At 55.6% G+C, this 12,191-nt stretch carries 11 protein-coding genes; 5 read left to right on the forward strand and 6 right to left on the reverse strand.

The window, feature by feature from the left end:
- The first annotated feature begins 30 nt into the window (after window positions 1-30).
- Window positions 31-1,701 (forward strand): DUF885 domain-containing protein, encoded by a 1,671-nt coding sequence (locus tag MHK05_RS10925; RefSeq protein ID WP_239206742.1) that lies wholly within the window; start codon window positions 31-33, stop codon window positions 1,699-1,701.
- Here the strand turns inward: MHK05_RS10925 and MHK05_RS10930 are convergent.
- Window positions 1,698-2,789, reverse strand: coding sequence for an AbrB family protein (locus tag MHK05_RS10930; RefSeq protein WP_239206752.1), 1,092 nt, complete (start codon window positions 2,787-2,789; stop codon window positions 1,698-1,700). The genes MHK05_RS10925 and MHK05_RS10930 overlap by 4 nt on opposite strands.
- Before the next feature lie 113 nt (window positions 2,790-2,902).
- On the opposite strand from MHK05_RS10930, the gene MHK05_RS10935 reads away from it, so the two are divergent.
- Window positions 2,903-3,673 carry a TSUP family transporter gene (locus MHK05_RS10935; protein ID WP_200288417.1) on the forward strand — a complete coding sequence of 257 codons (771 nt, stop codon included), beginning with the start codon at window positions 2,903-2,905 and terminating at the stop codon, window positions 3,671-3,673.
- Here the strand turns inward: MHK05_RS10935 and MHK05_RS10940 are convergent, their stop codons facing one another.
- Together MHK05_RS10940 and MHK05_RS10945 are read right to left on the reverse strand one after the other, a co-directional pair.
- Window positions 3,674-5,941 carry an ATP-dependent RNA helicase gene (locus MHK05_RS10940; RefSeq protein WP_239206743.1) on the reverse strand — a complete coding sequence of 756 codons (2,268 nt, stop codon included), beginning with the start codon at window positions 5,939-5,941 and terminating at the stop codon, window positions 3,674-3,676.
- The gene (locus MHK05_RS10945; RefSeq protein WP_239206744.1) at window positions 5,942-6,607 is read right to left on the reverse strand and encodes a sugar O-acetyltransferase; all 666 of its coding nucleotides are present in this window, start codon (window positions 6,605-6,607) and stop codon (window positions 5,942-5,944) included.
- Window positions 6,608-6,777: 170 nt separating this feature from the next.
- Between MHK05_RS10945 and MHK05_RS10950 the strand changes: the two genes are divergently transcribed.
- Entirely contained in the window at window positions 6,778-7,107 is a 330-nt protein-coding gene (locus MHK05_RS10950; RefSeq protein WP_239206745.1) for a hypothetical protein, read from the forward strand.
- Between the two features lie 94 nt (window positions 7,108-7,201).
- On the opposite strand, the gene MHK05_RS10955 is transcribed toward MHK05_RS10950, so the two are convergent.
- Window positions 7,202-7,912, reverse strand: coding sequence for an ASCH domain-containing protein (locus MHK05_RS10955; protein ID WP_239206746.1), 711 nt, complete (start codon window positions 7,910-7,912; stop codon window positions 7,202-7,204).
- A gap of 37 nt (window positions 7,913-7,949) precedes the next feature.
- Here MHK05_RS10955 and MHK05_RS10960 point away from each other — a divergent pair, with 37 nt between their 5' ends.
- Window positions 7,950-8,396, forward strand: coding sequence for a hypothetical protein (locus MHK05_RS10960; RefSeq protein ID WP_239206748.1), 447 nt, complete (start codon window positions 7,950-7,952; stop codon window positions 8,394-8,396).
- A gap of 528 nt (window positions 8,397-8,924) precedes the next feature.
- Here the strand turns inward: MHK05_RS10960 and MHK05_RS10965 are convergent.
- Together MHK05_RS10965 and MHK05_RS10970 are read right to left on the reverse strand one after the other, a co-directional pair.
- Window positions 8,925-9,578 (reverse strand): response regulator, encoded by a 654-nt coding sequence (locus tag MHK05_RS10965; protein ID WP_198010442.1) that lies wholly within the window; start codon window positions 9,576-9,578, stop codon window positions 8,925-8,927.
- 25 nt (window positions 9,579-9,603) lie between these two features.
- Window positions 9,604-10,461, reverse strand: a complete 858-nt coding sequence (locus MHK05_RS10970; protein ID WP_198010443.1) for a sensor histidine kinase — start codon at window positions 10,459-10,461, stop codon at window positions 9,604-9,606.
- Between the two features lie 477 nt (window positions 10,462-10,938).
- Here MHK05_RS10970 and MHK05_RS10975 point away from each other — a divergent pair, with 477 nt between their 5' ends.
- Window positions 10,939-11,946: an ATP-binding cassette domain-containing protein gene (locus MHK05_RS10975; RefSeq protein WP_239206750.1), complete on the forward strand. Its 1,008-nt coding sequence runs from the start codon at window positions 10,939-10,941 to the stop codon at window positions 11,944-11,946.
- Window positions 11,947-12,191 lie beyond the last annotated feature (245 nt).

Here is a 12,191-nt window from a genome sequence, read left to right on the forward strand (position 1 = left end):
AGCTGATACTTAGGGATAGACTTCCTCGTTATGAGTTCTGAGCAGACCGCTAAGCGCCAGCCCTCTCTACTGGACGCTTCGTGCGATAACTTCGTTCACGACCTAGCCGAGCTTTCCCCCACCGATGCCACCGCGTGGGGCATTGACGGCTTCGAGGGCGAATTGCAGGATTTCTCCCCCGAATACTTCACCGCCATCGCGGATCGCACCCGTGAGATGGTCGCGGACTTGGATGCCTTGGATGACACCACCGATGAATCCGATGATGAGGATGACTTTGATGAGGTGGACTACGTCACCGCGGCCGTTTTGCGTGATCGCCTGTGCCTCGATCTAGATCTGCACCACCACAGCGAGGATGTGCGCTGCCTAAATAATATCGCCTCACCGGTCCAGACCATCCGCGATACCCTGCTGCTCATGCCGCAAGATACGGATGAGGACCGCGATGCTATTCGCTCCCGCCTGTCCAAGGTGAAGACCTCCTTGGCCGGATACCGCAGCTCCTTGGAGGAAGCGGCCTCCCACGGCATGGTGGCACCGCACCGCCAGATCTCCGAGGTCATTGTGCAGTGCGAGCGGCTTGCCGACGCCGACTCGATGCTCGAGTCCCTAGGCCTCGACGCCGACTCCGCTGAGGTGGAGCAGGCCAAGGAAGCCTTTGGCGAGTTCTCCGATTGGCTGTCCAATGACCTGCAGCCTCAAGCGCCCGCGAAGGATGCCGTGGGCCGCGAGCGCTACGAACGCTTTTCCAAGCTTTTTGTAGGCGATGCCGTCAACCTCGATGAGGCCTATGAATGGGGCCTTGATCAGGTGCGCACCCTGCGAGCGGAGCAGGAAAAGATCGCCCACGAGCTCTATGGTTCCGATTGCTCGGTACGCGCGGCGATGCGCAAGCTCAACCACGAGGAGCGCTATACCCTGCGCGGCACCGATGCCTTGGTGGAGTGGATGCAATCTACCGCCGATGGCGTTATCGCAGAGCTCAACGGCAAAGAGTTTGATATTCCGGAAGAAGTAGAAGAGATCGAGTGCTGCATCGATCCGGCCGGTACCGGCGGCATCTTCTATACCCCGCCGAGCGATGACTTCTCCCGCCCGGGCCGCATGTGGTGGTCCGTGCCAGAAGGACAAGACACCTTCCACACGTGGCAAGAGCTGACCACCGTTCACCACGAGGGCGTGCCAGGCCACCACCTGCAGCTAGGTTCCGCGCTGGTACAGGAGGATCTCAACCTGTGGCGCCGCGCGGTGACGTGGAATTCCGGCCACGGCGAGGGTTGGGCGCTCTACGCCGAGCAGCTCATGGCCGAGCTGGGCTATATGGATGATCCGGGATTCCGCATGGGCCTGCTGGATGCGCAGCGCCTGCGAGCTGCCCGCGTGGTCGTGGACATCGGATTGCATTTGGGCAAGCAGTTGCCGGATTGCTCGACGTCCGGCATGTGGGACAAGGCGCACGTGAAGACCTTCATGCGTGAGAACACCGCTATGGATGATGCAAACCTCAATTTTGAGGTCAATCGCTACCTCGGCTGGCCGGGCCAGGCGCCGTCCTATGCTTTGGGCCAGCGCTTGTGGCAGGAGACCCGCGCCGCGGCCGAGAAGCAGGGGATGAGTGCGCGCGAGTTCCACTCCGAGGCCCTCGCCCTTGGTTCCGTGCCGATGTCCGTGCTGCGCGAGGCCGTTCTGGATAACTAGCGGCGCAGCAGTCGCTGGGCCAGGCGTAGCAGCTGTGGCAAGTAGCCCGCTACGACCAGTACCGCGATGAGGCGGGTGAGCTGGACTGCGATGACCGCTGGGCCGGCCCCGCCCTCCGCCGAGAGTGCGAGCACCGTCTCTAGCGCGCCGGGGCTGGTAGCCAGGTAGGCCTCGAAGTAAGTGATGTGCAGCCACTTGGTTAGCGGCCAGGCGGTGGCCGCGCAGATACCGATGATGACCACGATGAAAAGAACCGTGGCGGGCAATTGCTTGGCAAAGGCCTTGAGCGCCGGCAGCGAAAGCCCACCGCCGCAGACCCAACCAATGGACAAAAAGGCCATCACCTTAAAGGCATAGAGCGGTTCGAGCGTGTGGCCCTCCGGCAACACGAAAGAGGCTAGAACCGTCAGCAGCAATGGGCCGAGTACCGCGGCGGCGGGGAGATGGAGGAACTTGCCTACCTTTTCTCCTATGCAGGCAATGGCAATCACTAGGGCAACTATCCACCAGGTGGTTTCGCCGTCGACTGAAAGATCTGCCCCCTCTCCGGAGGGCGTGTCCAATAAGGCGACCACGGCCGGTAGCGATACCGAGACTACTAACAGGCGCAGGTATTGGGTGAGGGCGACGTAGCGGAAGTCGGCACCGAGTTCGTCGGCAAGCGCGGGCATCAGCGAAGCACCGCCCGGCAGCATGGATAAAATGCCGGTTTCGGAGGAGACATCGTGCGGCTGTGCGCGGTGTAAGAGGTGGCCACCGATAACGCCTACCATCAGTGTGACAAAGGAGATCGTCAGGGCGGCAGGCAGGAAGCCAAGCAATTGGCTCACCGGCACAACGGTCAGCGGGATGGCAGCCATCATGCCGATAAAACCACGCGACATGCTATAAAAACTCCGGTTCACACGCAGATCTTCCCCAGTACAAAGCGCCATGGCGCCGGAGGAGAGGATCGCTGCCAAGATCCAGGCCGCAGGTACGTGCCACATGCTAAACAGCCAGCCCAATACGACCGATGCCGGAACGACAATGGACCACCGTGCCACGGTATGGGCACTGAGCCCGGCGCCTTCCTGCTGTGCGGCCATGCGAGCCTCCTCGTTCTGCTGCGACAAAAGTATAATGCCTTCTTTTACTCCACTATGGGGAGGCCGGTAGGCGGGTTATCACCTTACATCATTCAAGATTTATGATCGGGGGCATGGAAATTGATGTGGTGCAGTGGGTAATTCTCTTCTTTGGTACCGCGGCCGCGGGGTGGGTCGATGCGGTCATCGGCGGTGGCGGATTGATCCTGATCCCGATGCTGCTGGCGGTCCTGCCGGGCCTTGCTCCGGCCGCCGCTTTGGGCACTAGCAAGCTTGCTGCGGTGACTGGCACCGGATCCGCTGCTGTGACCCTTGCGCGCAAGGTGAAGCTGGACAAGGCAGAAATGGCGCGGTTCATCCTCATCGCGCTGGTCTGCTCCGGGTTGGGGGCCAGCGTGGCCTCGAGCCTCGATAAAGACGTTATGCGGCCCATCATCATCGTGCTCATGGTTGCCGTGGGTATCTTCGTTGCCTTCAAGCCGGACTTTGGTAGTAGCGACTCGGCCGGTACCCGTGGAGGCTGGCGGACCGTCGTGGTCCTGTTACTCTCCGGCATCATTTCCTTTTATGATGGCATCTTCGGCCCGGGTACCGGAATGTTTTTGATCATGGCCTTCACCTCTATTTTTGCGCAGAATTTTCTGACCTCTGCGGCCATGGCCAAGGTAGTCAATACCGCTACCAACTTCGGTGCGCTCATCGTATTTATTATTGGCGGGCACGTGTGGTGGACGCTCGGCATCGTGCTCGGCGTAGCCAATATCGCCGGCGCACTTCTCGGCGCTCGTACCGTGCTCGGCGGCGGTGCCAAATTCATCCGCTACGCGTTGCTTACCCTGGTGGTGGTCATGAGCTGCTACCTGGGCTGGCAGCAATGGGGCTAACTACATTCGATTTTTGGTGCGCGCGGTAGCAATCGCATTCCACGGGTCCTCCGGCCAGGGGTGCTTGGGGTAGCGGCCGCGCATATCGGCGCGCACGCCAGCATAAGGTCCTGACCAGAAGCTGGCGAGGTCATCGGTGACCGCGAGCGGGCGGCCGGCGGGGGAGAGCAGGTGGAATTGCACGCGGTGGCCGCAATATTCGGGGGATTCGGCCAGTCCAAAGCATTCCTGCAGCTTGATGTGGACTACGGGGCGATCGCCGGACCAATCGATTATGGCATCGCGGCCGGAGGGAACCGGGAGGCGCTCGGGGGCGAGCTCGTCGAGGTGGGTGGCTTCCGGCCAGGGAAGTAGGCGTTGCAGCGCGGGGTACATGTCTAGCTTGTCAGCGGGAGTGCCCTCGGCGATGCGATGTAATTCGGGCCCGAGCCACTCGGCGGGATCCGAGGAATCGACGTCGGGCCACGGCTCGCCAAAGTGGGAGTGCAGGTGGCGCAGGCGGTCCTTTAATCTTTGGGCCTTCTCGCTAAAGGAAAAGAGACCTAGGCCTTCTTCACGGATGCCGGCGGCAAGCGCCTCCTCGGCTGCGGAGCCCGTGACTTTAACCGGGGTCTCAGAAAGGGTGATGGCGCCCGCGGCCCTGACCTTGACGCCGCGCACGCGGCCATCGCGCAGGAAGGCGCGGGTTTCCTCGGTGACGCCGATAGCTGCTGGGGCTGCAGATTCTTCGATGCGGGCGGCCGAGCGGATGATGGCATTGCCCGCATTAGATAGGGATACCTCCGCGATTGCGAGCCACGGGGCTCCGGCCAAGCCCGAGTTATCGAGCAGGCGCGCGCGGGTGCCGCTGGCTAGCAAGTAATCTTCGCCCATGCGCTTGGCCACCTGCTCGGGAAAGGCGGTGGCGACAACCTCTCCGGGATCGGCAGGGCCGAGATCGTCTACCAGTCGGGCGAGCCGCTTGACTTCTTTTTGGGGTGGGCGGTGACGGGTGAGATTGGGGGTTAAGGGGGCGTCGGCAAGCGAGGCGATAATGGGCGCGGCTTGGCTACCGTGGCGGAGCAAGGAGGCGCCGAGGCGCGGATCGGTGGGTAGGAGGGCGAGTTCCTGTGTGGCGCCAATGCGCTTGAGGGTCGCCTGCGCGGATGCGAGGGCCTGGGCCGGGGGCGGATCGAGCAGCGGGAAATCGGGGCCCGCGCCCCAGCAGTCCAAAAACAGCGCGGCCTGGGTTAGGTCCGCGGAGAGGATCTCCGGAGTGGTGTGCGGGGAAAAGTGCTGGTAATCGTCCTGCGAATAGCAGCGAATCACGGTGCCTGGTGCCTCACGGCCGGCGCGACCAGCGCGCTGATCGGCACTCGACTTGGAGGTAGACACCGTCACTAGTCCGGACATGCCGCGTTGGGCGTCGCGCCGGGGAACGCGGGAAAGCCCGGCATCTACCACCACGCGCACGCCCGGCACGGTAAGCGAGGACTCCGCGATAGAGGTAGCCACGACGATGCGCTGTTCATCGGTATATAGCGCGGCGTCTTGCTCCGCGGTGGTCTGCTTGCCATGCAGCGGGAAAACATTGTGGTCTTCCAGCGCATCGCACACGAGGTTGACTTCGCGCACGCCGGGCACAAAGACCAGCGTTGATTCCTGCTGACAGGCTGCCTGCTTGGCGACGTCCCCATAAAACTCCCTCGTTCCCGCCGCCCTGCCCGGCATGGGGGCGTAGTGGATGTCGAGCGGATGGGTGACCGCCTCGGTCACGTGGACGGGCGCATCCATAAGCTGGGAAAAACGTTGCGCATCCACGGTTGCAGACATGGCGATGACGCGAAAGTCCGCACGCAATTCGGCCAGCTCCAGGCACATGCCTAGCACGAGGTCTGTATCGAGCTGTCGCTCGTGAACCTCATCGATGGCGACGGCGGCTACGCCCTCGAGTTCCGGATCCTTCAGCAGGCGGCGCAGCAGTACGCCCGGCGTGACGAACTCGACGTCGCTGCCCCTGCGGGACTCGCCCCGGATGGCGAAACCGACCTTGTCCGGGCTACCGCTGAGTGTGCTTAAGCGCTGCGCGGCCGCGCGCACGGCCACACGGCGTGGGGCGGTGACGATGACCTTGCCACGTCCTGCCGCGTGATTAGCCAGTGCCGGTGGTACAAGTGTGGTTTTACCCGTGCCGGGCGGGGCCTGGATGACGACATTTCCGGTGCTAGGCAGCGAATCGATGGTCTCGGCTACGGGAAGTCCCGCGCCGATGCGAGCGAGATCAAACATTTAGTTGGCGGCTCCAAAACCCTCGACGGGGCCGTTGAGATCCTGGCGCTCCCAGGCCTCCTCATTGTCTTCCAGCTTGCGCACCACGCGGCCGGGTGATCCCAGGACCAGCGAATTATCCGGGATATCGGTGGTAATAAGCGTGCCTGCGCCTATAACGCAGTTCTTTCCAATCGTGATGCCCGGCAGCACGGTGACATTAGCGCCGAGCCACGTATTATCACCGATGGTGATGGGCTTGGCTATCTCCCAGCCGCCGGCGCGCATCTCATGATCGTTTACCGGATGCCCCACCGTAATCAGGGAGCAATTGGGGCCGACCATGACGCCATTGCCGAGCGTCACCTGGGCCTGAGCCAGGATCGTAGCGCCGAAGTTAATGAAGACGCGCTCGCCGCATACTAGATTGCAGCCGTACTCCAGGTTGAGCGGCACGTGCAGGCCCGGCACCGCAGATTCCTCCGGCAGTATCTCGCGCAGGATGCCTTCGGCACGCTCTTGGTCCGTATTCTGTAGTTCGTTGAGCTGCTTAACCAAGCGAAAAGTGCGCTGGTGCTCTTCCTTCGCCTCCGGCATGCTCGGCAAGAACCACTCCCCACCGGTCATCCGCTGCCATGAGCCGTAGCGTTCCAAGTCCTGCCGCTCCTGTGCATCCATGGGTGTCATTGTAGAGGGTGGGTGGTGCTTAATAAGTATCTGCGGAAATCACTTAGGTTCCGGTAAAACACAAACTCACATGCCGCTTTTGTTGGCTCGATAAAATTTGTAGACGACATTGGCAAAGCGGTTGCTAATTCTCAGAGTTAAGGTTGAGTGTAAGTAGAAGGCCAAGCACAATGAGTGAGCATATGGAAACAGATTCAAGAAAAATCGTCGATAATATTTTGAGCGATATGGCGGAACTCAATGACTGGATCTGTATTGCTGATGCAACTGGGGCGAATGGGAAAAACTCGTTTTATGCTACGTATGACGATGTCGTTACCATCCTTAGCGCAGTCAAAAACTCCTCAGCAGTGACGCTTGGAAAGGTCGGCGCAGGATTTCAAGACCTTCCGGATACTTGGTCTCCTAGGGAAATAGCGAGCGAAGTGTTTTCCTCCTCGGATCCTATCGGTGAGATGATGAACTTCTGGATAAGGGAATTAGAAGACCCCCAGCGCTAGCTGCCGCAATCTTCACACCGCAAGTATGACGTTAAGGATGAGGTGAATTCTGCACGTGGGGAGGAGGGCTATTCCACCTTTCGGTCTGAATGGATTATCGCAGTTTGAACTCGACGACGTCTACTTCATCATCGGCAGCTAATCCGGGATAGTGAGCATCTAGCGCTTTCTGAAGCTCGGCGAGAGAGCCAAAGCCGTCATTTCGAGCTTGCTTTTCCGACAATTTACTTCGCTGGATAGAGGAAACGGCCGTGACCTGTGCAGGAATGGTGACGACCTCTCCGGATTCTTTCTCGAAGACTATTTGGGCATTTCCTTCATGGAAAGGATCATCTACCCGAATTGTCTGTTGCTTTTCTCCGCTACGAATTGATTCCTCGTAGCCTTCCCACATGTAGATGCGCTGCTCTTGTTCCATATCTCGCCAGTTGAATGCGAATGGCAAGAGTTCTTCTACGGTAGGTGCTTCAAGTCCATTGCTTCCGCGCACGATGCACCGAATGGACGGATCAACATCAAAAAGCACCTGGCGGCATTTACCGCAGGGAGGAATAACTTGACCAGTAGGTCCGTATACGGCGACTACTGCTTGGATTGGGTCCTCTGGATAACTAGCAGCATGGTTAGCTAAAGCCGAGACTTCCCCGCAAGGACCACCGAGGAAGTGGTGCGCGTTCAAACCGAGTACGTGTTTTCCTGATTTGGTGAGGAGTGCTGCGGCTACAGTGTGATTTCCTCCGTCCTGAAAGCGCCGTGCGTGAGTAGTTGCTTTGGCTAGCAAATTTCGAAGTTCGTTCGTAATCACTCTTTAAGGGTAATGATTGCCGACGCGCTTCATCTAGGTGAAGACAGAGATTAGGGAACATTGGGGGCAACATGCTTGGTATAGCCGAGCAGAGATTGACTATTGCAGTGTTTTAACTGCATATTCACGGTTCAATCAAGCAATAAGAGCTAGTCTAAAGCTGGGATTCGACCGCTCTTTAGTACGTGCGTTGAGTAGCCATGCCATACTGCGAAGACGTTTCGGAGCGAAGAAATCTTCTGCAAGAAGAGGAAATCCCTCACATGGTGGGGTTTTATTATTGAATAATGGCGCTATGGATAGAACACAGAAGATAAAAACTGGAGTTTTACTCGCTTTAGCTGTTGTCTCTTTAGCATTATTTATTTTGTGGGTGACAGACGTCATCGGGCTCGGTTTAGCAGTCGTCCTCATGATTGTTATGACTGCCGCTTCTGTGGGCGTGCGTGTGTGGGCGGAGAATGCAGGGCGACAGTCGGAATAAGCGATGCGCCGCAGCAATGGCAGAAACAGTCCTCTTTCTTAGCGTTTCCGCAGGTGGGGCGAGGTCGAAACCGGATTTTGGAATTAGAACCCGCCACAGGAAAATAGAAATCAAAGCAAATACCTAGGAGCAAAAACCCAAGGCACTTCAGTACCCGCGATGGTCGTCTTTATGCGCATTGGCACGAGGCATACCGCAGGCTAAAGATACACCACACTGATGGACGCAACCCCATGACGGCAGAGCATAAAACAAGTCGCTATATAGATAGTTAATTTTATCCAGTTCAGGCGACACTGTGACAACGTGCTGCCGGTGAAAATACCCGACAGAATCCGCCTCACGTTGATGCACTATCCGCAGACACGGAGTAGCGGCTATTTTGTGTTTGTATCGGTTTCCTCGAGGTGAGGCATCAAGGGTTCCTCAGCTGCGCGCCCAAGGATCTCCGAGGGGGAGTCTTTTTCGCATACGCTCAAACGCTAGCGGTCATTATTCAGGGGGCGAATTTTATGAAGCGATAGTCCATTATTGCGCGTGTGCTTCGTTCCATAGTATCGCTATCTGCACACGATCCCGCATCTCTAATCTGGAGAGTATTCGTGAAACGGTCTTTTTCACACTGTCCCGCTGTATTACAAGCTTTTCCGCTATTTCCTTGTTATTGAGTCCTTGGGAGATTAACTCTGCAACTTCTTTTTCGCGCGGAGACAGTGATGCTATGGAGTTTTGGGCGTCTCGTTGACGCTTTGTCGAAGCTTTTACTGGTCTGCGCTCTTGAAGAAGGGTGGCCGTTATCCGAGGAGTAAGGACTGCGTCTCCCCCGTATACAGATCGAATAGCATTCTGTAAATCACGTGAACGGGCATCCTTAAGTAGATATCCGGAGGCTCCCGCATCGAGAGCACTAAGAGCGTAATCATCCTGATCATATGTAGTCATTATTAATATTTTTATCTTGTCAAACGAAGCAATTATCCGTTCTGTTGCTTCGATTCCATTCAGAAAAGGCATGCGGATATCCATTAAGATGACTTGGGGGAGGAGATCATTGGCTTCCTTCATTCGGGAAAGTACTTCAATCGCTTCTTGACCGTTGGTTGCGGACACCATTACATGCATATCGGCTGCCTTTTTTACGAGCAAGGAAAGTCCGAACCGAGCGGCCTTTTGGTCGTCCACGATCATTACTCTAATTGAAGAGTCATTATTTATATCGTTCTGCACTGGTGTTTCCTTCCCTTGAACCTGGGTAAATAGGGATTATCGCGTCCACTTTCCATCCCCTACGTGTAGAGCTCGCGGTTAAGCTTCCTCCTACCTTTTCTAGACGTCTACGCATTCCTAGGATTCCATTTCCGGGTTTCACTACAGAGGTCTGTAGTTTTCCATTATCGGAAAAATGAATACGAACCGAATGTGGAGAAAAATCTAACGAAACGGTAATTTGGCTTGCTTCTTGTGCATGTCGAATCGTGTTAGTCGTGCATTCCCTTATGACTTGAAAACACAGTTCCTGGATACACTGGTTCTCTGTGCGTTTACCGTTTTCTAGAAATGCAACAGATATCCCAGTTTTCCGAGTTACTTCTATGAGGGAAGCCAAATCATTCCATGTGTGTTGTCCCTCCTCGGTTAAGGTTGCTAGATCGGGGGGTACTTCCTCTTGGTTTATCTCATAAACAGTCCGACGCGTATCTGCAAGAGCGTCACGCGCCAATTCATCAATCATTTCCAAAGCTTCTTCTAGATCAGGACGGCCTAACTGACCTTTGACACCTTCGCTTAGCGCTGCTATAGCAGTCAGACTATGTCCCACGCTGTCGTGAAGACCAGTGGCAATACGGGTAGAACGTTCTGCCTGAAGCCTTTTGTTTTCGGACAATCTAGCATGATGCTCAGCTGCGAAAACGTCATCTTGGCGAGCTAACGATAGCTTTCGAAATCTCGCCCCCAAAGAAATGGTGGAGATTGTTCCCACATAGAAGAAAGCTGGTAGGAAGGCGCTGATTCCGTAAGTAGGAAACATTTTCCATGAAGCGGGGAAGTCGGCCGCTAGGGCCATTAGGAGTCCTACCCCGATTTTCCAAGCGGTAGAGCGAGAACTTGTGCTATGGACGGATATGAGTAGTGGAATAAGGCAAAAAGCGCCTGCAGAATAAAAAACTTCCGCAGAAACCATAAAGATGCATTGAATAATGAGAATAAGGAACGGCGCTCGCCGCCTGAAAAGTAACACAATCGACTGCGACGACACCCATATCCACCACAGGTAGTCAGGCTCGAAAAGACTATTTACGTGGAAGGACAGCGAGACTGCAAATTGTATCGACGCACTCAGAAGTGCCCCTAGTAATGGAGCTGAGGGGGAAGATTGCCACGCTTCAGCTATCTTGTCCAAAGAATTTCGAGGAGCGGTAGGGGGGGTAGTTAACGTCCACAATGGCAGATTGATTTAGTTTCTTCAAGCGAAATTCCTAGTCAGTTTAACTCTACGTCGTCAGCTTTAGGATTGTCCCCTGTAGGGGACAAAAGTCTCCTTATGATGGATTTCTACTCCCGTTCATTGAACAATGAGCTCCGAGGCCACTACGGCCGCTTCGAAGTTCTTAAAGAAAGAGGGAAAATGGACAGGGGAACAAAACTCCACTTAAACCACGTGACTCAAATACTCGGAAAGACTGAAGTAATCCAAGATCTTTCAATCACCGTTCCTACTGGTAAAGTCTACGGCTTCCTGGGCCGAAATGGAGCGGGAAAATCCACGGTGATGAAAATCATTTTGGGTCTTTTGAGGCCTGATACTGGCACTGTTGAGCTTGAAGGAAGGCCGGTGGCTGGCGGGGACACAAGCTATCTCTCTCATATCGGGAGCCTGATCGAAGAGCCATCATTTTATCCTAATTTAACTGGGGCGGAAAATATCTCCTACCTTGGCAAGCTCAGGGGGGTCAAAACAAACACTAGTCACATTCTTGAGATGGTAGGTCTCTCTAATCACGGAAAACGAAAAGCCGGAGAATACTCTCTGGGCATGAAGCAAAGACTGGGAATCGCGCTAGCCTTGGTTGGTGACCCCGACATCTTATTGCTCGACGAACCTACTAACGGCCTAGACCCAGATGGAATTAGAGAAATTCGTGAGTTAATTTTGCGATTTTCCAGAGAAATGGGAAAAACCGTAGTCGTTTCTAGTCACATCCTCTCCGAAATTGAACAAGTTGCTGATGTCGTAGGCATTATCCATGAAGGTTCTTTGCGTTATGAGGGGGAGCTTAGCAGTCTAATCGGTGCTCCTTCTCTTGTGATTGATGCTCTGAATTCTTCCGAAGTGGAGCAAGTATTAGACCGGCGAGGTATCCCTTACTCAATCCTTGATGACGGAAAAATTCGATTGCGATACCAAGACAGGGAGCTGTCGTCCCAAATTATTACTTCAATTGTGACTGAAGGATCCCCCATTGCTAGTGCAACAATTCAAAGCCACACTTTGGAGGATGCCTTCCTAACGATAACGGGTAGTGCGGATATCGAAGGGGCTGGGAGGTAATAGCGATGACTCACGTAGCCCCTTCGGTGCAAAGAAAGCCAGCATTAATTTTCTCTCTGATGGCTCAAGAACCGTTGAAACTGAAGCGTAAGTTTAATGTTTTTCTCCCTTTAGCCCTTAATTGCGTGCTGTCAAGGGGTGAATGCGCCACTTCGACCGGGAGGTAGTTGTGACGCGTTGGACTCCGAAGGATGTTAAGGATGCTGCTGTTGAGCGCGTGGTGGCAGGCGAGGCAGTTAGCCTGG

It is taken from the genome of Corynebacterium nasorum, assembly GCF_022347325.1.
Taxonomy (GTDB): Bacteria; Actinomycetota; Actinomycetes; order Mycobacteriales; family Mycobacteriaceae; genus Corynebacterium; species Corynebacterium kefirresidentii.

What these genes read in the sequence shown, in the direction of transcription:
- MHK05_RS10975 (WP_239206750.1), top strand. Translation starts at nt 10,939, where the DNA reads ATGATGGATTTCTACTCCCGTTCATTGAACAATGAGCTCCGAGGCCAC.
- MHK05_RS10935 (WP_200288417.1), top strand. Translation starts at nt 2,903, where the DNA reads ATGGAAATTGATGTGGTGCAGTGGGTAATTCTCTTCTTTGGTACCGCG.
- MHK05_RS10930 (WP_239206752.1), bottom strand. Translation starts at nt 2,789, where the DNA reads ATGGCCGCACAGCAGGAAGGCGCCGGGCTCAGTGCCCATACCGTGGCA.
- MHK05_RS10940 (WP_239206743.1), bottom strand. Translation starts at nt 5,941, where the DNA reads ATGTTTGATCTCGCTCGCATCGGCGCGGGACTTCCCGTAGCCGAGACC.
- MHK05_RS10925 (WP_239206742.1), top strand. Translation starts at nt 31, where the DNA reads ATGAGTTCTGAGCAGACCGCTAAGCGCCAGCCCTCTCTACTGGACGCT.
- MHK05_RS10945 (WP_239206744.1), bottom strand. Translation starts at nt 6,607, where the DNA reads ATGACACCCATGGATGCACAGGAGCGGCAGGACTTGGAACGCTACGGC.
- MHK05_RS10970 (WP_198010443.1), bottom strand. Translation starts at nt 10,461, where the DNA reads ATGGCCCTAGCGGCCGACTTCCCCGCTTCATGGAAAATGTTTCCTACT.
- MHK05_RS10950 (WP_239206745.1), top strand. Translation starts at nt 6,778, where the DNA reads ATGAGTGAGCATATGGAAACAGATTCAAGAAAAATCGTCGATAATATT.